Below are 20,412 nucleotides of genomic sequence, written 5' to 3'. Positions count from 1 at the left end.
CGCGCTATTCCGCGGCAGACGGCATCCGCTGGCGCTGTCCCTGCCCGATCCGGCGGGAGATCATCGAGCGGCGGGCGCTGTAGGCCGCGGAGACCAGCGGGTAATCGACCGGAAGTCCCCATTTCGCCTTGTAGACCTCGGGCGTAAGGCCGCGCATCGTCAGGTGCCGCCGCAGAGCCTTGTAGGGCTTGCCGTCCTCGAAGCTGATGAGCGTGTCGGGTCGGATTGAGTCGCGGATCTGGGCCTCAGTCGGACGCCTGACCTGTGGCTTCGCATGCTTGCGCAAGGCGGTGAGCGAGCGGTGAACCTCGGAGAGCAGGTCGGGCAGCGTTCCCGCGGGAATGTTGTTGCGCGTGACGTAGGCACTCAAGATCTTCGCGGCCAGTTCGACGCTCAGCAATCTCATCTGCATGGTCGTCACCTCGATTCGGCGTGGATCGGATGTGGCTCTCGTTGGGTTTCGTCGGTTCCGCACCGTCGACCGCAGCTCGATGTCCCGGAACAATGGTGGGTGCGGCCGGAAGCGGCGAACAGGGGCATTATGCGCCAGACCGCCGCTGCCACAACCGGGCCGCGCATTCCTTGCGACAATATTTCTACCGGGGATTGAGAGCTTCGGTCATCGGCGAAGCAGCGGATGCGTCGTTGTTCGGGCCGGAGTGCGGTATTGAGCACTTGCCTGCCCTTCAGGGCACGATGGAGAATCGGAACACATGGAGGCCCTGGTCGTCGGAGCGGGCGTCGTCGGACTTGCCATCGGGCGAGCCCTGGCGCTGCGCGGGCACGCCGTCGTCGTGGCGGAAACCGAGGACGCCTTCGGAACCGGGGTCTCGGCCCGCAGCTCGGAGGTGATCCATGCCGGCATGTATTATCCGAGCGGATCGGAGCGGGCGCACCACTGCGTCGCGGGTGCCCGCCGGTTGTACAGCTTTTGCGAGAGTCACGGTGTCCCGCATCGCGCCTGCGGCAAGCTGATCGTCGCGTCCGACGACGCGGAAGCCGAGAAGATCGCGGCGATCCGCCGACAGGGCGAGGCCAACGGCGTCGTGGGCCTGGAGCTTCTCGACGCGGAGGCGGCCCGGCGCCTGGAGCCCAATCTTACCTGCACGGTGGCGCTCCATTCGCCGCGCACCGGCATCGTGGACAGCCACGCGCTGATGCTCGCCCTGCTCGGCGAGATCGAGGATCACGGCGGCGCCCTCGCCCTGCGCACTCCGGTCGCGGGTCTCAAGCGACGCGATGGGCAGTGGCAGGCCGCCTTCGGAGGCGCCGAGCCCGGCACAATGGCGTTCGACGCGGTTGTCAACGCCGCGAGCTTCGGCGCGCCGGTGCTCGCATCGCGCACCGAGGACTATCCAGCCGAGCGCGTCCCGACGCTGCGCCTCGCCCGCGGCAACTACTTCGGCTGCACCGGCAAGCCGGCCTTCTCGCGGCTGATCTACCCGGCGCCGCGGATCGACGGCGGCCTCGGCATCCACCTGACCCTCGATCTCGCCGGTCGTACCCGCTTCGGGCCCGACGTGGAATGGGTGGACGGGTTCGACTACCGGGTCGATCCGCAGCGCGCCGAGGCCTTCTACGGTGCGATCCGGCGCTACTGGCCCGCCCTGCCGGATGGTGCACTCTATCCGGATTACGCCGGCCTGCGCCCGAAGCTGACCGGACCGGGCGAGCCGGCAGCCGATTTCTGGATCGACGGACCGGCCGAGCACGGATTATCGGGCCTCGTACACCTGTTCGGGATCGAGAGCCCGGGCCTGACCTCCAGCCTGTCGCTCGCCGAGGCCGTGGCCGATCGGCTGGACGCCTGACGCTTCAGAACAGCAAGTGGAGCGCCAGCGGGGCGAGGATTGCCGTCAGGAAGGCGTTCAGCCCCATGGCGATGCCCGCGAAGGTCCCGGCCACCTCGCTGACCTGGAAGGCCCGCGCCGTCCCGATGCCGTGGGCCGCCAGCCCGGCCGCGAAGCCCCGGGCACGCATGTCGCGGATGCGCAGGAGGTTCATCATCGGCGTCACGAGGATCGCTCCGATGATCCCGGTGAGGATCACCAGGATCGCCGTGAGCGTCGGGTCGCCGCCCAGCGCCTCGGCAATGCCCATGGCCACGCCCGAGGTCACGGATTTCGGAGCGAGGGAGACGAGGATCGGCTGCGGGATGTCGAGGAGCCGCGCCAGACCGATCACGACGGCGAGCGTGGTGGCCGAGCCCGCCGCGAGGGCCGCCAGCATGGGCGCCAACGCGCGCAGAACCGTGGCCCGCCGCTCGTAAAGCGGCATCGCCAGCACCACGGTGGCGGGTCCGAGCAGGAAGTGGACGAATTGTGCGCCCTCAAAATAGGCCGGGTAGGGCGTCTCGGTGACGGCCAGGACCGCGCCGACCAGCGCGACAGTGATGAGCACGGGGTTGGCGATCGGGTGCCGCCCGGTCGCGGCGGCGATCCGATCCGCCAGCACGTAGGCGGTCAGCGTCACGGTCAGCCACAGGAGCGGCGTCTTGGCGAGATAGACCCAGAGCGAGAAGTCGCCGCCCATGCGTCAGGATTCCCCGTCGGGCTTGCGCCGCTCGACCAGTGCGGCGACGGCGCGGAAGACCAGGACGGTGACCAGCAGCGACAGCGCGGTCGAGACGACCAGGACGAGAGCGAGCTTGCCGCCCTGCGCCCGCAGCAAGTCGAGACGGCCGACCACCCCGACGCCAGCGGGCACGAACAGGAGCGACAGGTTCATGAGCAGGCCGCGCGCCGTCGTTTCGAGCGTCCCGTCCGTCAAGGGCTTCGGCAGGTAACGCGGCAGGCCGAACCGCGCGCTGTCGCGCAGCAGCAGGAACGCGAACATCAAACCCATGCCGATCACCGGCCCCGGCACCGGCACCCCCGCGCCGCGCGCCAGGGCCTCGCCCAACAGCTGGGCCAGCAGGATCAGCGCAAGACTGGCGATCATCGCGGAACGCCGAGGCTAGGCGGCCGCGACACCCTGCTGACCGCTCCGCCGGGCCGCCGCGATGGCGGCCTCGTCGAAACCGAGCAGACGGCCGAGGCGCTCGACCAGCGCCTCCTCGAACTCATCGACGTTGCCGTCAGCCGCCGCAACCGACCAAGCCATGGTCAGCAGCTCTTCGCGTTCGGCCCGGTCGGCCTCGTGCGGGATCATCTCCACGAGGCTCGCGACGTCGCGCACCTCTGAATCCATGGCGGCAGCCCGCTCGATCAGCGCCCGCGCCGCATCCGGACCATCGGCGTAGTGCCCCTGCACGAGGCGCGACAGGCGCTCGCTCTCGGCGGGAGCCAGGATGCCATCGACGCGGGCGACGTGGACGAGGAGCGCGGTGGCCGCGAGATGGGTCTCGTCCACGGCCTCGGGGTTGCCGACGCCGAGAGCCTCGGCCGCGTAGGCGCGCAGGCGTGCGATCAGGGACATGGCGGCTCCGGGGATCGTGCACCGCAACAGTTCGGTCCCCGGACTCTCCCCGTCAAGGACGGTGCCGCACGCGGCGCCGGACCGTGGCCGAGTTGCATCGCCGTAGCGCCGCCCTCGACGGCACTCGACGGCGATGACGGGCGCGCAGCGGCCCCGGCGCCCCTGACCAGCGGCGCGAGTCTCGCCTCGGCCGCCCGAACCACGGCCGGACCGGCCTTGGCCGGCGTACCGGCCCGAAAGGGCGGCGCGTGGGCATATGCTGTGCCGGGCGGGTCACAGGGGCCAGGCCGCATCGCGGTAGGCACCGTCCCAGAACTGCCATTCGAGGCGCGTGGCCTGCGCGAAGGCCTGATGCATGCGCGCGCGCTCGGGATCCGAAGCGGCCAGGGCTGCCCGGTCGGTGGCGGCGATCATGGCCGCGACCGCCTCCGCAAAATCCGCACCCGCGTAGGTGTCGATCCAGGCCCGGTAGGGGTTGCCGGGTGCGGCGCGGGCGAAGATGTCGTCACCCACGGCCTTGTAGATCCAGAAGCAGGGCAGCAGAGCCGCGCACAGCACTGCGAACGATTCGGCATAGGCAGTGGCGAGCAGGTAGCAGACGTAATGATCGCACGCGGGTGTCAGGGGGGTGGCCGCGAACATCTCCGGCCCGATGCCGTAATCATGGAAGAAGCCTCCGTGGAGCGCGCGCTCGACGACGATCGCCTCCTGCGCGGCGCGGGAGAATTGCACGATCGCGTCCGGATCCGGCGCCTTCGCGGCGGCAAGGCTCAGCGCCCGGCCGAAGCCGATGAGGTAGTGCGCGTCCTGCACGATGTAGTGCCGGAAGCGACCCTGGGGCAGCGTGCCGGCGGCAAGCTCAGCGTTGAAGGGCATCGACCGGATGGTCTCGTAGGCAGCGGCGTTGCGCAGCCACGCCTCCTGGGAGAACGAGCCCGGACCGCCCGCCCCCACCGTCCCGGGAGACGCCATGCCCTAGCCCTGCCGCTGCGCGTGGGTGACGGCCACGTGGATCAGCTCGGCCAGAGTGCGAACGCCGAGCTTCTGGCGCATCTGCGAACAGGCGTTCGTCACGGTCTTGTAGCTCACGGACAGGTCGGCCGCGATGGCGCCGTAGGAGCGCCCCTGCGCGAGGCGGGCCAGGATCTGTTGCTCGCGGGGGGTCAGTTGCGATTCCGGCGCCCGGCGGGCGTCGGCCCGCAGCATCGCCACTTCGGTGGCGAGCCGCCGGTCGAGATAGACCTCGCCGACACGCACCTTGGCGAAGGCCTCGAACAGCTCGGCCGAGGCGTGGTCCTTGAGGACGTAGCCGAGGGCCCCCGCCTCGAGGGCGCGGGCGACGATCACCGGGTCGTTGTGCATGCTGAAGACCAGGATGCGCGTCTCGGGCGCGACCGCCCGGATGCGCCGGATCAGGCCGAGGCCGGCCATGCCGCTGCCCTGGAAGGTCAGGTCGCAGATCACGACGGGCGGACGGAGCCGGTGGAAGATCCGGTAGCCGCCGACAACGGTCGTCGCCTCCGCGATGGTCTCGACGCCAGAATCCTCCAGGACGCGCCGACAGCCCTGCAGGACAATCGGATGGTCGTCGATGACGAGGACCGGCAGGCGCGTGGCGGCGGCGTCGATTTGAGATGCGATGGCGTTCATGCGCTCGGCGCGGTGTTGTTCTCGTCGCCCCGTTCAGGCGGAACGGGGATCGTGATCCGGACGATCGCCCCGGGGCCGGCATTGTCAAGGGCGAAGGTGCCGCCGAGTGCCTCCACGCGCTCCCGCATCCCCGATAGACCGAGCCCGGTTCCGTGATCGGGCGAGATCCCGGTGCCGTTGTCGCGGATCATGAGCTCGAGCCTGCCTTCGGTCTCGGTCGCCACGGCTTCCACCCGGGTCGCGGCGCCGTGCCGCACGGCGTTGGTGGCGCTTTCCTGCACGCAGCGGAAGACCGTGAGATCCACGAGGTCGCCGTAGCCCCGGGCCAGACCGTCGAAACGGCCCGCAAAGGCGATGCCGGGGTGGCGCTGCCCGAAGCCGCGGAGCAACAGATCGAGGCAGGTTGCCAGCGGCGCCTGCCCGAGCCCGTGCGGCCGCAGGCGGTTCAAGAGTTCCCGGTTGACGGTCTGGACCTGACCCACGATGGCGCTGATCTCGGCCGCCCGGGACGCGAGCTTCTCGCGACTGGGTTCGGCGGCACCGGAGGCGATGCGACCGATCGAGGCCGCATTGGCCTCCAGCGCGAACAGGCAGGGGCCGAATTCGTCGTGCAGCTCCAAGGCGGTGCGGCGGCGCTCGTCGTCCTGCGCCGTCAGAAGCTGGCGGTTGAGGCGGCCGTTGGCGGCGCGGACCTCGCCCAGGGCCTCGGCGACCTTGTTGAACCGCTCGGCGATCACCGCCAGCTCCCGGGCGCCGGGCGGGTCCAGGCGGGCGGTGTAGTCGTGATGCTCCAGCTGAATCAGGCCGGCGCCGAGCCGCCGCAGCGGCGCGAGGATCCGGCCCAGCGCGATGTAGAGAGCGATCAGCATCGCGGCGTTGATCGCCAGCGTGGTCAGCGAGAGCGCGCGGGCATAGCCCCAGATCTCGTCGATCTCGTCCATCGGCTGCGTAGTGATCTGCGCCGTGCCTAGCCGCTGCCCGTTGACGACGATCGGCAGGGCGTGGCGCTCGATCGGCGGCATGATCAGGTCGGCGAACCAGTGCGGCGCCTCCCGGTCTGCGCGCGCCGGCGGCAACGGTCGCCCGACCTGATCGCCGCCCGCATCGAGCACCGCGACCCGGACGTGCCGCAGGACCTTGAAGCGGAGATCCAGGGTCTGGAGCAGCGTGTCGGGCGAGGCCGTATCGGACAATCGGATCGTGTCGGCCACCAGCGACTCGACGGTGGCAAGTGAGGCGCGGGTCTCGACGCGCACGGCCGAGCGGGCGTTCAGCACGATGACCGCGCAGGAGATCAGGGCCGCGAACGCGTCAATGAGCAGGACCACCGCGACGAGCCGGGCGCGCGTGGACCAGGCCGACCAGGGCCAACGGCGGAGTCGCGGGTGGGGCGGCGCGGCGGCCGTCACGGGCTTCGGGTTCAGGTTCGGGCGTGTGTCCACACCGAGACGCATAGCGACCGCACCGATGAAGTCCATGCCGCTCGCATTGGGTGGCCCACCGACGGTAGCGCCCGGTACGCCGCGCCGGTACGGCGTGGGCGAGCCGAACACGGTTTCTTAAGCGGCGCCGCGTAATCTTGTGGATAGCCGAGCAAGGACTGGCTGGGCGGGCAATTCGGGCCGACATCATTGCGCCGTATTGCAGCTCCTCTATGGCGTCCTGAGTCGAACCACCTTCGAATCCTCGGAGTGTAGCGGCCGGTCATGGGGAGCCCGGTCGCGCGCGGCGTGCATCGTGTCTAGAGACCCCGGCCCATGATCGCTCTCAATCTCGACGCATCCGAGACCCGGCCCAACCGGATGCCGGCGGCCAAGTCCGGGTCGTCGATGAACCTTAAGGTGGTCCTGTTCGGTCTGGTCGGCGCCAGCGCGCTGGTCGGCTTCGGCGTCGCCGCCTCGACCGTGCTGGCCGGGCTCGCGGCGCCGGCGCCCGTCAAGATTGTCTCGTCGGGCAAGGCCGCAGACTGGCCGGAACTGAAGGATGGGCTTCCGGTCATCGCAGGCTCCGTCCCGGCGGCGCCCGCTCCGCCGAAGCCGGCCCAGCCCGAGACGCCGGCCCTGCGGATGGCGTCGTTGCCCGAGGCCTTCACCCCCATCGCAGCCCCGGCGGAGACGACCGCCGCGCCAAAGCCCGTAGCCTCGAAGCCCGCGAAGGTCTCCGCGGCCCCGGTTCCGCCGACGCAGCGCATTCCGGTTCCCACCTCCGTCACGCCCGTGGCGACCACACGGGAGGTCGCGCCGCTGGTTCCGACCCGCACGGCCGCGCTCCAGACGCCCCGCGCCTCCGAGACGGTCCGGGCCCGCGAGCTGGTCGATGCGGCCATGCCGTCACCGGCCAGCGACAAGCCGGCGCGCGTCGAAAAGGTTGAGCGCTCCGAGAAAGCCGAACGTTCCGAGAAGTCTGGACGCACCGAGAAGGCGGCGTCCAAGACGGCGGCGACCCGCAAGGCGGCCGCGCCGGCCCGGGCGATCGACAAGCCCAAAGGCGCTACACCCGCGACTGTCGCTCAAGCGGAGCCCGCCGAGGCGGAGGATACCGAGGTGCTCGGAATCAAGATCCCGTCCTTGGCACCGGCCGGGCGGAAGCTGAAGGAGAGCGTCGACGCCCTCGGCGACGCCGTCAAGAACGTGTTCTGATCCGCTGCACCGGCCCCGAGCGCGGGGCCGGACACTGATCCCAATCCGCCGCTCAGGCCCGGCCGGTTTGGCGCCCGGCCTTGTCGCCCCTCGGCCCGGTGCGCTCGGCCTTGCGCTGATGCTTTCCGGCGCGCGGGCTCGCAAAACCCTTCGGACCGGTGGGACGATCCTTGCGTTCGGCTGGCCCGGCATCGCCCGCCAGTGCCTCGATCTGGATCTCCGGCGAACCGTTGCGGGCGAACGCTTCGGCAAAGCGCGCAGCCGCATTACCCCGGACCTCGAACTTGGTCTCGCGGTCAAAAATCCGGATCGCACCGATCTCCTGGCGGCCGATGCCGCCGCGGCGGGTGAGCATCGGCAGCAGGCGGCGCGGGTCAGCGTTGTCGCGGCGGCCGAGATTGAGCCGGAACCACACCGCCGGACCCATGGCGGCGATTCGCTCCGGATCCATTGGGTCGTAAGGAGGACGCTCGCCTCGCGGCGCGCGGCCCTCTCCGGGATCGCTGACCTCCTCGGGGGCCGGCAGGCGGGTGCGGTAGACGCGGGCCAGGAGCGCGGCCAGCTCCTCCGGGCTCTTGCCGGCGAGCAGCGTCTCGGCCAGCGCCACATCCTCCTCGGCCGGCGGCTCGGCAAAGAGCGGGTCGGAGAGCATGCGTTCACCGTCGAGCCGGCGGATCTCGTCGGCCGAGGGCGGCCCAGACCATTCGGGGCTCACCTTGGCGATGGCGAACATCTGCTCGGCCCGGCGGCGGCGGGAATTTGGGATCAGCAGCACCGAGGTGCCCTTGCGGCCGGCACGCCCGGTGCGGCCGCTGCGGTGCTGAAGCACCTCGGCATCGTGCGGCAGGTCGGCGTGGATCACGAGGCTGAGGGACGGCAGATCGATGCCGCGGGCGGCCACGTCGGTGGCGACGCAGACCCGGGCGCGGCCGTCGCGCAGGGCCTGGAGCGCGGCGTTGCGCTCGCCCTGGCCGAGTTCGCCTGACAACGCCACTACCGAGAAGCCCCGCTCAGTCAGGCTCGCCTGGAGATGGCGGACGGCGTTGCGGGTGTTGCAGAAGATGATCGCGGTCGCGGCATCAGCCTCGCGCAGGAGGTTGAGCACGACGTGCTCGGTCTCCCGCGGCATGATCCGCACCGCCCGATAGGCGATGTCGGCATGCCCCTTGGTCTCACTCTTGATCGCCAGACGAAGGGCACCGCGCTGGTAGCGCTCGGCCAGGGTTTCGATCGCCTTCGGCAGCGTCGCCGAGAACAGGTAGGTGGCCCGCTCAGGCGGTGTCGCCGAGAGGATGAACTCAATATCCTCGCGGAAGCCGAGATCGAGCATCTCGTCGGCCTCGTCGAGGACCACGGCCCGCAGCGCCGTTGGGTCGAGGTTGCGGCGCTCGAGATGGTCGCGCAGGCGGCCTGGCGTTCCGACAACGATGTGGGTGCCCTCGCCCAGCATCCGGCTTTCCCGGCGCGGATCCATGCCGCCAACGCAGGCCGCGACCCGGCCGCCGGCGGGGCCGTAGAGCCAGGCTAGCTCGCGCTGCACCTGGAGGGCGAGTTCCCGGGTCGGGGCAATCACCAGGGCGAGCGGGGCCGCCGGGGGCGGCAACATCTCCGCGTCACCCATGAGGATGCTCGCCATGGCGAGGCCGTAGGCCACGGTCTTGCCGGAGCCGGTTTGGGCGGACACGAGGAGATCGCGGGAGCCGGCGGCCGCCTCCAGCACGGCGGCCTGGACCGGTGTGGGCTCGGCGTAGCCGCGGTCGGCTAGGGCCCGCGCGAGGGGGGCGGGCAGGGTCGGGAAAGGCAAGCTTCGTGAACTCTCAACGGCCGCGCCGCGCCCGGCAGCGCGCCATCGCGCGGCGGGGGAATCAGACGCCGGACTTTATTCGGGTGTCGAGAAGGTAACGCTTCGCGTGCCGACTGACCACTCCCGTCGCAGCATGGGGCGGTTGCACGGGCTCAACCCAGGGCCGCAGAGGCCCATGTCCTCGAACGTCCCACCCAACGACCTGCCGCAACTCTCCGTCGTCGCGAGCGCCGCGAAGCAACCCACCTTGGCCACGTTCACCGAGAAGTCGCGTTGCATCAGGTTGCTCCACTCCGCTCGCGAAGACGAGGCGGAGCCGATTCAGCGGCCGCCACTTGATAAGGCACAGTCAAGTATCGCACATCGCAGCGTTGACGCAGCCCGACCGGAGAGCACCACGGACATGATGGCAGGCCTGCGGGTGACGGTAGCCTGGGCGACGGTTCTCGCCTTCGCGTGGTTCGGCAAGGATTGGCTCGGGGACCTGTCGCAGCCCGTCTTCGCCGGCGGCCTGTTCGCGTGGCTGCTCGCGGTGATCGTCTGGGCGGCCTTCGGCGTGGTTCACGAGGCCGAGGAGCTGGCCCATCGCCTCGGCGAGCCGCTGGGCACCCTGGTCCTGACGCTGTCGATCGTCATCATCGAGGTGGCGCTGATCTCCGCGGTCATGCTGTCGGCAAAGGATGCGCCGACTCTAGGGCGCGACACGATGTTCGCGGTCCTGATGATCGTGCTGAACGGCGTGGTCGGGCTGGGTCTCCTGGTCGGCGGCCTTCGCCATCACCAGCAGCGCTACAACCTTCAAGGCGCGTCAGCCTTCCTGTCGGTGATCATCCCGCTCACCACCATCGCGCTGATCATCCCGAATTTCACCAGCTCCACGAGCGACGGGACGCTGACGATTCTGCAGGCGGTGACGTTCTCGGCGTTCACTCTCGCCCTCTACGGCGTGTTCCTGCTGATCCAAACCGGCCGTCACAGCGAGTTCTTCATCGACGCGGAGGCGCGCGAGGAGTCCGAGCCGTCCCACGGCGCGGCCCCGGTCTCGGGCGGCAGCGTCGCCAAGCATGTCGGCCTGCTGCTCGCCAACGTCCTGCCGATCGTCATCCTGGCTAAGAGCCTCGCGGTAATCCTGGATCACGGCATCGCGGCACTCGGCGCACCGACCGCACTCGGCGGCGTGCTGATCGCCGCCATCGTGTTCACGCCGGAGGGGATTTCGGCACTCAAGGCGGTGGCCCGCAACGAACTCCAGCGGGCGATCAACCTGTGCTTGGGGGCGGCCACCTCGACGGTCGGCCTCACCGTGCCGGCGATCCTGACCATCGGGCTGCTCACTGGCCAGACCGTGGTGCTCGGCCTCAAGCCCACCGAGATGACTCTGCTCGCCGTGACGCTGATCCTCAGCGCGCAGACCTTCTCGGGCTCGCGCACCACCGTGCTGGAGGGCGCGGTGCACCTCGTGCTGTTCTTCGTCTACCTCGTGCTGATCTTCAGCCCCTGACCCTCGCGGGGACCGAATCCGGCCGCGGCGCCCCGGGATGACGGTGCGGTCCACGCAACTCAGGGCATACCCGTCTGCGTCGGTGACGGCGCAACCCGGAGGTCAGGCGCCGAATCGCTCGGTGCGGATCAGGCCTGGCGCGACGCCCTGCGCCAAGATCAGGTCGGAGGCCGCGGCCACGAACCGGTTCGAGCCGCAGAGGAACACCTTACCGGGCGCTCCGATCCGGGCCAGCGCGTCGGCGACGAGGGCCGCGTCGATGCGCTTGCCGCCGGCCTCGCGGGTCGTCGCGAGATGCAGGGAGAAGTTGGGATCCGTTTCGGCGAGCCGCTCCAGCTCGGCGACCGCGATCGCCTCCGCGCGGGTGCGGGCCGAGTAGATCAGCGCCGCCGGGATTGCCCGCCAGCGCTGCGCCCGCCGCCGCAGCATCGCCAGGAGCGGAACGACGCCCGACCCGCCGCCGCCCAGGAGCAGCGGCCCTCCGTCGGACCCGTCCCAGGAGAAGGAGCCGCCGATCGGCCCGCGCAGCTCGACCCGGTCGCCGATTTCGGCGCAGTGTGAGAACCAGCCGGAAACCTCGCCGTCCGGCAGGGCCTCGATCATCAGCTCCAGAGTGCCGCTGGCGTCCGGCGCCGAGGCGATGGAGTAGCTGCGCTGCGCCTGATAGCCGTCCTCGGCGGTCAGCCGGACATCGACGTGCTGCCCGGCCCGGTAGGCCTCGGCGAGGCCGCAGCGCAGCCGAACGCTCTTCACGTGCGGCGTGACCGGCGCGATCGCGGTGATCTCCGCCTCGTGCCAGCGAAAGACGATGGGCTCGACCACCGAGTCAGTCGCCGCGTCAGTCACCGATGTAGCGCTGCTCACGCCAGGGATCCCCGTACATGTGGTAGCCGCGCAGCTCCCAGAAGCCGGCGGTGTCGGTCTGGGTGAACCGGAGGCCCTTCACCCATTTGGCGCTCTTCCAGAAATAGAGATGCGGCACGAACAGCCGCGCCGGGCCGCCGTGATCCGGGTGGATCGGCTGGCCCTCGTAGCGCGTCGCCACCAGGGCGCGGCCGCCCACGAGGTCGGCCACCGGCACGTTCGTGGTATAGTCGTCGTGCGATTCCGCGAGGAGGTAGCCCGTCGGCGCCGTGATCCCGGCATCCGCCAGGATGTCGTCGAAGCTGACGCCCTCCCAGGTCGTGTCGAACTTCGACCACTTGGTGACGCAGTGGATGTCGCCGTGCCAGGTGGTCCGGGGCAGCGCCTCGAACGCCTCCCAGCTCCACGCCTTGATCGGCCGGGACCCCTCGCGCAGCGTGAACCGCCACGTGGCCATGTCGACGGTCGGGTTCGGGCCGATCTGGAGGATCGGGAAGTCGTCGGTCAGGTACTGACCCGGCGGCAGGCGCGCGCCGGTCTCGGGCGGCTGCCTGCGCCCGACGAAGCCCCGTGTCACCATGACGGTCGCCGCTCCTCTCGCTGTCCCCCGGGTTTGGTGCGGCGGAACACCCTACGTCAAGCCGGCACGTGCGGCCGAACAAACGCCCCAAAGCTCGGGTGTGGTAGCAGCTCTGTGCCGATCGATCGGCACGAATCGCCTGCTTTCAGGGGGATGTCATGAAGTACCTTCTCGCGACGAGCCTTGTCGTCGGGAGCCTCGCCACGCTCGCGCCGGCCGCCCAGGCCCGCGACGGCATCGGCGCCGGCGGCGCGGCCGCCCTCGGCGTGCTCGGCGGCCTGGCTGTCGGCGGCGCCATCGCGTCGGCCAACAACGGCTACTACCCGGGCCGCCCGGTCTACCGCGCCCCGCCGCCGGTCTACGTCGAGGAGGATTACGGCCCGGTCTGCCACTTCGAGCGCCGCCGGACCGTCGATCCGTACGGCGACGTCTACATCCGCCGCGTCCGCGTCTGCGAGTAGGCGGCCCCCGGGGTCGCCTCCGCGGCGAGCGCAGGTTTCAGGCGCTCGGCGCAGGCGATCCCGCCGAGCACCAGGGCCAGGGCGAGGGCCTCCGTCGCCCCGAACGGCTCGCCGACCAGCAGGACGGCGAGGATCGCGCCGAAGATCGGCACGAGGTTGACGAACAGGCCGGCGCGGTTCGGGCCGATGATCTCGACGCCGCGCATGAAGAAGAGTTGCGCCAGCAGCGACGGCCCGAGGCCGACGAAGGCGACCATGAGCCAGCCCTCGCGGTTCGGCCAGACGGCGTGGCCCGTCGCCCACTCGACCGCGAGCGGCGGCAGCGAGGTGACGAAGGCCGCGACCGCCATCGCGGCGAAGAACACCAGTGCCGGCACCTGCGGGCGGGTCGGCAGGAAGATCGTGTAGCCCGCGTAGAGCAGGCAGGCCCCGAAGACGAGCACGTCGCCCCGGTTGAAGGCGAGGGTCGTGAGGACGGACAGATCGCCGTGGGTGGCGGCGAGACCGGCCCCGATCAATGTCAGGATCACACCCAGCACCTGCCCCGGCGTGACCGGCACCCGGTAGGCGAGCCGGTTCAGGACGATCACCAAGACCGGGATCGCCCCCTGGAACAGGGCGAGGTTGATCGCGCCGGTATGCGCGCCGGCCGCGTAGAACAGGCAGTTGAAGGCCGTGTAGCCGAGGCCGCCCATCAGCAGGATGCGCAGCCCGTGCGGCCGCAGGAGCGGCCACGCAACGACGAGACGGCGCCCGGCGACGGGCATGAGCACCAAGCAGGCGACCGCCCAGCGGAGCGTCGTGATAACCTGGGGCGAGACGTGACCGGGCGCCCAGCGGCTGGTCACGGCGTTGCCGGCCCAGAGAAGCGCCGTGACGGTCAGCAACAGGTAGGCGGGCGCGACCGAGGAAGTCCGGCTCGCGCGCCCGATCGTCAACGGCGGCGGAACTGGCCGCCCCGAACCTGCGGACGGGGGCCGGACGAGCGCTCGTCTTTGTGGCGGAACACGAGCCGCCCCTTCTCGAGGTCGTAGGGCGACATCTCGACCGTCACCCGGTCGCCAGCCAGCGTCTTGATGCGGTTCTTCTTCATCTTGCCGGCCGTGTAGGCCACGATCTCGTGGCCCTGGTCCAGCTGCACGCGGTAGCGCGCATCCGGCAGGATCTCGATCACGAGACCATCGAACTGCATCAATTCTTCTTTCGCCATGCACCTTCTCCAGTCGGACCGTCTGGCAGCAGGCGTTCCGGCAATGCGTGTCCGGCTGTCATCGAGCTCGGGAAACGCCGCAGGGCGCGGATCCGATCCGGTGGACCGCCCGCGCCAGCTCAGCAGCACCGCCCGCATGTAGTCCCCGCGGGAACCCGCCGCAAGTCGCGGACGCCGAACACGTTCCGTCATCGACACGATTCGCCGGCTTTCACGGCTCCGCGTCGTTGCCGGCATAGTCGAGGCGCCCGTCCGGCGTCCGGCGCCAGACCCGCAGGGCGATCGGCACTCCGGCGCGGTCACCCCTCGCATCGAAGACCACCGATCCGAGTAGCGTGCGCGACGGCCCCGCCCGCAGGGCCTCGGCCACCTTGCGGCCGTCGGCGATGCGGCCGGTCTTCGGGTCGGCGGCATGGGCGCGCTCGGTCGCCTGTGCGAGGAGCTCCACGGCCGCGTAGGCCCCGGCCGCGACGCTCTCCGCCTCGGGGGAGCGCGGTGCCGGGCGGGCGCCGCGGGCTTCGGGCAGGCGCGGCGGGTCGGGAACCAGGGTCATGACGGTGCCCTCCGCGTCCCCGCCCGCCGCGGCGGCGAAGGCCGGATCGAGGATGCCGTCGCTCGCCACCAGCGTCGTGCCCAGGCCGGCCTCGCGCATGGCGTGGAGCAGGGTCGCGGCCTCGGGCGCGAGGCCGCCGAAATACACTGCGTCGAGGCGCGCCGCCTTCAGCCGCGCGACGAGATCCGCAAGGTCGCGGGTGCCCCGGGGAAAGCCGTCGAACAGCACCTCCGCCATGCCGGCCTCCTTCAGCCGCGCCGCCACCACGTCGGCGAGGCCGCGGCCGAAGGTCGAGCGGTCGCTGAGGATCCCGACCCGGCGCCCCGCGAAGGCCTTCGCCAGGTAGGCCCCGGCCGCCCGGCCCTGCTGGGCATCGCTCGGTCCGAGGCGGAACAGGTTCCACAGGCCGCGCCCGGTCAGAGGCCCGTAGGCCGCCGCGGGCGCCACCATGACGGCCCCCGCTTCCTCGTAGATGGGCGCCGCGGCCGCGGCCGCCCCGGATTCGAGCGGCCCGACCACGAGGCGCACGCCGTCGGCGGCGAACTTCTTGGCGAGCGCGGCCGCCTGCCGGGCCTCGCCGCCGTCGTCGGCCGGGACCAGGACCCAGCGCGGGCGCCCGCCCGAGGCGCGGTTGAGATCGGCCACCGCCTGCTCGGCCCCCTGCCGCAGACCCAGTCCGTAGGCGGAATCGGGCCCGGTCAGCGGCGCCGACAGCCCGATCCGGATCGGCGCCTGCGCGACGGCCGGGGCGGCCGCGAGGAGGCCGGCGAGGAGCGGGACGAGGCGACGCATCATGGCGTCACTCTAGGGCCGTCGGAGCCCCGACCGGAAGGGCGCTGAGGCCGGATCGGTGCCGGATCATTGAGCGGATCGGGACGCTGATGCGCGCGGAAGCGCTGGCGGGCGGGCGCGATGTGCGGAATAAGGGCGTCGGTCCGGCCCGTCGCCGGGCGTGCCGGCACCTCTCCACGCGTGCGGGCCGAGACCCTCTGGGACGATTGACGATCATGACCTCGCTGTTCGCCGGCATCCAGGACGCGCCGCTCGACCCGATCATGCGCCTGTTCGAGGCCTTCAACGCCGACCCGAGCCCGAAGAAGCTCAACCTCGTCGTCGGCGTGTACACGGATGCGGACGGCAAGGTGCCGCGCCTGCGCGCCGTGCAGACCGCCGAGAAGCGCTGGATCGAGAAGGGCCTGCCGAAGACCTACCGGCCGATCGAGGGCACCAAGCCGTTCCGCGACGCTGTCCAGGAGCTCCTGTTCGGCAAGGGCGCGCCGATCCTGTCCCAGAACCGGGCCGCGACGCTCCAGAGCATCGGCGGCACCGGCGCCCTGAAGACCGGCGCTGACCTGCTGGCCAAGCTCTACCCGAACGCCACCGTGGCGGTGAGCAACCCGAGCTGGGAGAACCACAAGGCGCTGTTCGGCCAGGCCGGCTTCACCGTGGTCGACTATCCCTACTTCTCGGCCGAGACCGGCGGCGCCGACTACCCGGCCATGAAGGCCTATCTTCAGGATCTGCCGAAGGGCTCGATCGTGGTGCTGCACGCCTGCTGCCACAACCCGACCGGCGCCGATCTCAGCCTCGACGAGTGGCGCGATCTCGTGCCCCTGATGGCCGAGCGCGGCCTGATCCCGTTCCTCGACATCGCCTACCAGGGCTTTGGCAATGGCCTCGACGCCGACGCCGAGCCGGTGCGCCTGTTCGCCGAGTCCGGCCAGGAATTCCTGGTCGCCTCCTCGTTCTCGAAGTCGTTCTCGCTCTACGGCGAGCGCGTCGGCGCCCTGACCATCGTGGCCGAGAATCCGGCCGCGAAGGCCAAGGTCGAGGCCTTCGCCAAGCGCCTCGTCCGGGCGAGCTACTCGAACCCGCACACCCACGGCGCCGCGATCGTCGAGATCGTGCTCACCGACCCGGAGCTGCGCGCCGACTGGGAGCGGGAGCTCGGCGAGATGCGGGACCGGATCCGCGCCATGCGCGAGCGGATGGCCGACAGCCTGCAGCAGCGCCACCCGGAGCGCGGCTTCGACGCCATCAAGGCGCAGAAAGGCATGTTCTCCTACACGGGCCTCAGCCCGGCCGAGGCCACCCGCCTGCGCGAGGAGCACGAGGTCTACGCGCTGGAGACCGGTCGGATCTGCGTCGCCGCGGTCAACACCCACAACATCGACTACGTCATCGACGCGATCGACGCGGTGGTTAAGGGCTGAACCGGGTGGCGGCCCTCAAGCGCGTCTGCCGTTTCAACGTCTGGATCAATCCGGTCTTCGACGCGCGCCTGGGGGCCGAGCCCGACATCGACCTGCAGGTCGGCGACCTGAAGGGACCGGAGGACGCGCTCGCCGCGCTGCTGGCGCACGCCCACGTCCTCCACGTCTCGCCGGCGCGGGACGAGCTGCCGCGCCGCTGGCACGTGACCGACGCGCTGCTCGCCGACTGCCCGAACCTCCTGGCGGTCTCGTCGGCCGGGGCGGGCTTCGACACGGTGGACGCCGCCGCCTGCACCCGGGCCGGCGTCGCGGTGGTGAACCAAGTGGGTGGCAATGCGCGGTCGGTGGCGGAGCTGGCGATCGGCCTGATGCTCGCGGTCTCGCGCAAGATCTGCGTCTCGGACCGCCTGCTCCGGACCGCGCGCGGCTTCACCCGCGAATCGCTCATGGGCCACGAGATCGGCGGCGCGACCCTGGGCCTGATCGGGATCGGCCATACCGGCCGGGAGGTCGCCAAGCTGGCCCGCGGCTTCGACATGCGGGTTCTCGCGCACGATCCCCTGCTCCCGGACGCGGAGATCCGGGCCCGCGGCGCGGAGCCGGTGGACCGGGCGCGGCTGCTCGCCGAGTCCGACATCGTCTCCCTGCACTGCCCCCTCGACGACACCACCCGGGGCAGCTTCGACGCCGTGTCCTTCGCGGCGATGAAGCCGGGGGCCCTGTTCATCACCACCGCCCGGGGCGGGGTCCACGACGAGGCAGCGCTCGCCGCCGCGCTGACCGCCGGCCATCTCGCGGGGGCGGGCCTCGACGTCTGGGCGCCGGAGCCGCCGCCCCTCGACGCGGCCCTGCTGCGGCTCGACACCGTGGTGGCGACCTACCACACCGCCGGCGTCACCCACGAGGCGCGGCGCAACGTGGCCGCCTGGGGGGCCGAGCAGATCGTCGGCCTGCTCCGGGGCGAGACGCCGCCGCGGCTCGTCAACCCGGAGGTCTGGCCCACCGTGCTGGAGCGTCGGGCGCGGCTGCTCGGCGGCGCCTGACTGGGAGCTGGGGCGCGCTGTCTCGGCGGCGTGCGAACCTGTCTTGATCTTTCGGACGGGGCCAGAGGCGTCGGCGTTGCAGGTGCCCTGCGGTTCGGCGTGTCCAGAGCCCGGCCGCCGCAGCGGCCCTCTCTGGCCGAACCGGCGATGAAGGCGCCCCGGTGCGCCGCCGGCGCAAGCGCATCGTCGATCCTGCACAGATTGTACTTATTCAAAATCTAGCCTTGAGAGACTCTCCGCCAGCAAGCTTGACCGTGAATGTTTCCGCACCGTATCTGGCGCCACGCGAAACAGATTGGTCGACATCGTGGTATGGCGTAACTGTGCAAAATCTTGCACGCCGGCAGCGCGCGGCATTTCCAAGCGCGCAGTCGGACTCTCCCTCTTCCTCGCTCCGGTATTGTTACCATCTCCAGGCTGGGCACAACTTGCCGCTGACAGTGCCCAGGAGGTGCAACTCGAGGAACTCTCGGTGGCGGGGACCGGCGTCGGGACGTCGCGCGTCGACGGCTACCGGGCGACGCGGGCAGTGAGCGCCACGCGGACCGACACGCCCGTGCGCGAGGTGCCCCAGACGATCGTGGCGGTGCCGCAGGAGGTGCTGGAGGACGCGGCGGCCACGCGGATCGACACCGCCCTCGACCTTGCGGGCGTCGGCCGCGGCAACAATTTCGGCGGCCTCGGCCTGACCGAGTTCACGATCCGCGGCGTGGCCACCGGCGAGTATTACCGCAACGGATTCCCGATCAATCGCGGCTATCCGAACAGCCCAGACATCGTCTCTATCGAGCGCATCGAGGTGCTCAAGGGCCCGTCGGCCTTCCTGTACGGGCGCGGCGACCCCGGCGGCACCTTCAACATCGTGACCAAGCAGCCCCTCGCGGCGCGCTCCCTCACGATCGGCACGCAGTACGGCAGCTTCGGCGCCAAGCGGAGCACCTTCGACGCCACGGGCGCCCTCGACGAGAGCGGGCAGGTGCTGGCGCGCGTCACCGGCGCCGTCGAGGACAACGGCAGCTTCCGGGACTTTGTAACCAGCGACCGCTATGCCCTCGCCCCGGTCATCGCCTGGAAGCCGACGACGGATACGACCATCACCCTGGAGGGTGACTTCATCAGCACGGCGCAGACCTTCGACCGGGGCATCGTGCCGTTGGGGGGCAACGTGCGCGCCCTGCCGCGCAGCCGCTTCATCGGCGAGCCGGGCCTGCCGCCGGCCCATGTCGACAACGCCCTCGGCCAGCTGCGCGTTGAGCACCGGTTCGACCAGGACTGGGTACTGAACGCCGGCGCGCAGGTGCTCGGCGGGAACCTGTCGGGCTACGGGGTCGGCGCCATCGGCCTGCTTCCGGATGGCCGGACCCAGCGGCGGACCCTGGAATGGCGGGACCTGACGTGGTCCGACCTCGACCTACAGGCGAATCTCGCGGGCAAGTTCGAGACCGGCCCGTTCCGCCACACGCTCCTGCTCGGGCTGGAATACGACAGCTACCGCTACCGCGAGGTGTTCAACCGCTCGAACGTCACGACGAACCCGTTCCTCCTTGACCTGCTGGCGCCCCGCTACGGCCAGCCGCTGCCGCCGATCACCGCGCGGGTCACGAACTTCCTGCAGAAGACCGAGAGCTACGCCGGCTACGTGCAGGACCAGATCGACCTCACGCCCCGCCTCCACGCGCTCCTGGGTGTGCGGGTCGAGGATCTCGGGCTGGTCTCGACGAACAACCTCACGAAGAGCACCACCAGCCTGCAGGGTCTGGTGGCGACGCCGCGCTTCGGCCTGCTCTACGACCTGACCGACACGGTCGCGCTCTACGGCAACTACGCCCGCTCCTTCCGGCCGAATACCGGTACGGATCGCAGCGGCCGGCCCTTCGCGTTCGAGGAAGGCGAGGGCTACGAGGCGGGCGCGAAGGTTAGCCTCCTCGACGGCCGCCTCGACGCCACCGCTGCCCTGTTCGAGATCCGGCGCTCCAACGTCCTCAGCACCGATCCGGTCGACCCGAATTTCAGCGTGGCCACGGGCACGGTCCGCAGCCGCGGCTTCGACCTGACCGCCGCCGGCTACCTGGCCCCGGGCTGGCGGGTGATCGGGACCTACACGCGGGTCGACGCGGCCGTTGCCCGCGACAACACCCTGCCGGTCGGAACGCGCATCGCCAACGTGCCCGCTAATAGCCTCGCGTTCCAGACCGTCTACGAGTTCCAGAGCGGCGAGCTGAAGGGGCTCGGGCTCGGCGGCGGCCTCGACTTCGTCGGCCGGCGCGCCGCGGGGACGGCGCTCGCGACGTTCAATCTGCCGCAATACACGCTGGTCAACCTGATCTCGTACTACCAGATCGCGCCCGGCGTGCGGATCTACCTGAACGTCGACAACGTGTTCGACGCGACGTTCTACGACCGCGCGTTCCAGAACCGCTACGCGACGCCGGGACAGCCCCGCACGATCATCGGCGGCGTCGCCGCCCGCTTCTAGG

The 20,412-nt window shown here is 70.7% G+C and carries 20 protein-coding genes; 7 read left to right on the top strand and 13 right to left on the bottom strand.

Annotated features, from left to right (window positions below):
* Positions 1–4: 4 nt before the first annotated feature.
* On the bottom strand, positions 5–412 hold the full coding sequence (locus tag BLT59_RS14215) for a Ros/MucR family transcriptional regulator (protein WP_091781364.1): 408 nt from the start codon (positions 410–412) through the stop codon (positions 5–7).
* A gap of 301 nt (positions 413–713) precedes the next feature.
* Between BLT59_RS14215 and BLT59_RS14210 the strand changes: the two genes are divergently transcribed.
* Positions 714–1,811 carry an NAD(P)/FAD-dependent oxidoreductase gene (locus BLT59_RS14210; RefSeq protein ID WP_091781073.1) on the top strand — a complete coding sequence of 366 codons (1,098 nt, stop codon included), beginning with the start codon at positions 714–716 and terminating at the stop codon, positions 1,809–1,811.
* A 4-nt stretch (positions 1,812–1,815) separates the two neighbouring features.
* On the opposite strand, the gene BLT59_RS14205 is transcribed toward BLT59_RS14210, so the two are convergent.
* The 6 genes from BLT59_RS14205 to BLT59_RS14175 all read right to left on the bottom strand — a co-directional run bounded on the left by BLT59_RS14205 (position 1,816) and on the right by BLT59_RS14175 (position 6,545).
* On the bottom strand, positions 1,816–2,532 hold the full coding sequence (locus tag BLT59_RS14205) for an LrgB family protein (protein ID WP_091781070.1): 717 nt from the start codon (positions 2,530–2,532) through the stop codon (positions 1,816–1,818).
* Positions 2,533–2,535: 3 nt separating this feature from the next.
* A complete protein-coding gene (locus BLT59_RS14200; RefSeq protein WP_091781067.1) occupies positions 2,536–2,940 on the bottom strand; it encodes a CidA/LrgA family protein in 405 nt (134 codons plus the stop codon).
* 15 nt (positions 2,941–2,955) lie between these two features.
* Positions 2,956–3,417 (bottom strand): tellurite resistance TerB family protein, encoded by a 462-nt coding sequence (locus BLT59_RS14195; protein WP_091781064.1) that lies wholly within the window; start codon positions 3,415–3,417, stop codon positions 2,956–2,958.
* Positions 3,418–3,690: 273 nt separating this feature from the next.
* Entirely contained in the window at positions 3,691–4,389 is a 699-nt protein-coding gene (tenA, locus tag BLT59_RS14185; protein WP_091781060.1) for a thiaminase II, read from the bottom strand.
* A 3-nt stretch (positions 4,390–4,392) separates the two neighbouring features.
* Positions 4,393–5,067 carry a response regulator gene (locus BLT59_RS14180; RefSeq protein WP_012320334.1) on the bottom strand — a complete coding sequence of 225 codons (675 nt, stop codon included), beginning with the start codon at positions 5,065–5,067 and terminating at the stop codon, positions 4,393–4,395.
* Positions 5,064–6,545 (bottom strand): ATP-binding protein, encoded by a 1,482-nt coding sequence (locus BLT59_RS14175; RefSeq protein ID WP_091781057.1) that lies wholly within the window; start codon positions 6,543–6,545, stop codon positions 5,064–5,066. The genes BLT59_RS14180 and BLT59_RS14175 overlap by 4 nt, the downstream gene beginning before the upstream one ends.
* Before the next feature lie 279 nt (positions 6,546–6,824).
* Here BLT59_RS14175 and BLT59_RS14170 point away from each other — a divergent pair, with 279 nt between their 5' ends.
* A complete protein-coding gene (locus BLT59_RS14170; protein WP_091781053.1) occupies positions 6,825–7,706 on the top strand; it encodes a hypothetical protein in 882 nt (293 codons plus the stop codon).
* A 52-nt stretch (positions 7,707–7,758) separates the two neighbouring features.
* Here the strand turns inward: BLT59_RS14170 and BLT59_RS14165 are convergent, their stop codons facing one another.
* Positions 7,759–9,510 (bottom strand): DEAD/DEAH box helicase, encoded by a 1,752-nt coding sequence (locus tag BLT59_RS14165; protein ID WP_091781050.1) that lies wholly within the window; start codon positions 9,508–9,510, stop codon positions 7,759–7,761.
* Between the two features lie 403 nt (positions 9,511–9,913).
* Between BLT59_RS14165 and BLT59_RS14155 the strand changes: the two genes are divergently transcribed.
* On the top strand, positions 9,914–11,011 hold the full coding sequence (locus tag BLT59_RS14155) for a calcium:cation antiporter (RefSeq protein ID WP_091781044.1): 1,098 nt from the start codon (positions 9,914–9,916) through the stop codon (positions 11,009–11,011).
* 102 nt (positions 11,012–11,113) lie between these two features.
* Here the strand turns inward: BLT59_RS14155 and BLT59_RS14150 are convergent, their stop codons facing one another.
* Entirely contained in the window at positions 11,114–11,875 is a 762-nt protein-coding gene (locus BLT59_RS14150; protein ID WP_244513984.1) for an FAD-binding oxidoreductase, read from the bottom strand.
* On the bottom strand, positions 11,850–12,455 hold the full coding sequence (locus tag BLT59_RS14145) for a sulfite oxidase-like oxidoreductase (protein ID WP_091781041.1): 606 nt from the start codon (positions 12,453–12,455) through the stop codon (positions 11,850–11,852). The genes BLT59_RS14150 and BLT59_RS14145 overlap by 26 nt, the downstream gene beginning before the upstream one ends.
* A 158-nt stretch (positions 12,456–12,613) precedes the next feature.
* Between BLT59_RS14145 and BLT59_RS14140 the strand changes: the two genes are divergently transcribed.
* Positions 12,614–12,916 carry a hypothetical protein gene (locus tag BLT59_RS14140; protein ID WP_091781038.1) on the top strand — a complete coding sequence of 101 codons (303 nt, stop codon included), beginning with the start codon at positions 12,614–12,616 and terminating at the stop codon, positions 12,914–12,916.
* Here BLT59_RS14140 and BLT59_RS14135 read toward each other — a convergent pair.
* The 3 genes from BLT59_RS14135 to BLT59_RS14125 all read right to left on the bottom strand — a co-directional run bounded on the left by BLT59_RS14135 (position 12,886) and on the right by BLT59_RS14125 (position 15,474).
* A complete protein-coding gene (locus tag BLT59_RS14135) occupies positions 12,886–13,854 on the bottom strand; it encodes a DMT family transporter (protein ID WP_091781035.1) in 969 nt (322 codons plus the stop codon). The two genes, BLT59_RS14140 and BLT59_RS14135, sit on opposite strands and share 31 nt — an antisense overlap.
* Complete coding sequence (gene infA, locus BLT59_RS14130) at positions 13,851–14,126, bottom strand: translation initiation factor IF-1 (RefSeq protein WP_091781030.1); 276 nt, start codon at positions 14,124–14,126, stop codon at positions 13,851–13,853. Before infA ends, BLT59_RS14135 begins: the two co-directional genes overlap by 4 nt.
* 211 nt (positions 14,127–14,337) lie before the next feature.
* Positions 14,338–15,474 (bottom strand): branched-chain amino acid ABC transporter substrate-binding protein, encoded by a 1,137-nt coding sequence (locus BLT59_RS14125; protein ID WP_091781027.1) that lies wholly within the window; start codon positions 15,472–15,474, stop codon positions 14,338–14,340.
* Between the two features lie 212 nt (positions 15,475–15,686).
* Here BLT59_RS14125 and BLT59_RS14120 point away from each other — a divergent pair, with 212 nt between their 5' ends.
* The 3 genes from BLT59_RS14120 (at position 15,687) to BLT59_RS14110 (ending at position 20,411) form a co-directional block, all read left to right on the top strand.
* A complete protein-coding gene (locus BLT59_RS14120; protein ID WP_091781024.1) occupies positions 15,687–16,892 on the top strand; it encodes an amino acid aminotransferase in 1,206 nt (401 codons plus the stop codon).
* A gap of 5 nt (positions 16,893–16,897) precedes the next feature.
* Positions 16,898–17,935, top strand: a complete 1,038-nt coding sequence (locus BLT59_RS14115; RefSeq protein ID WP_091781021.1) for an NAD(P)-dependent oxidoreductase — start codon at positions 16,898–16,900, stop codon at positions 17,933–17,935.
* 451 nt (positions 17,936–18,386) lie between these two features.
* The gene (locus tag BLT59_RS14110; protein ID WP_244513983.1) at positions 18,387–20,411 is read left to right on the top strand and encodes a TonB-dependent siderophore receptor; all 2,025 of its coding nucleotides are present in this window, start codon (positions 18,387–18,389) and stop codon (positions 20,409–20,411) included.
* The last annotated feature ends 1 nt before the right edge of the window (position 20,412 follow it).

It is taken from the genome of Methylobacterium sp. UNC378MF (assembly GCF_900103195.1).
Taxonomy (GTDB): domain Bacteria; phylum Pseudomonadota; class Alphaproteobacteria; order Rhizobiales; family Beijerinckiaceae; genus Methylobacterium.
The sequence above is the reverse complement of the archived record's forward strand: the minus strand, read 5'-3'. Positions and strand labels throughout refer to the sequence as shown.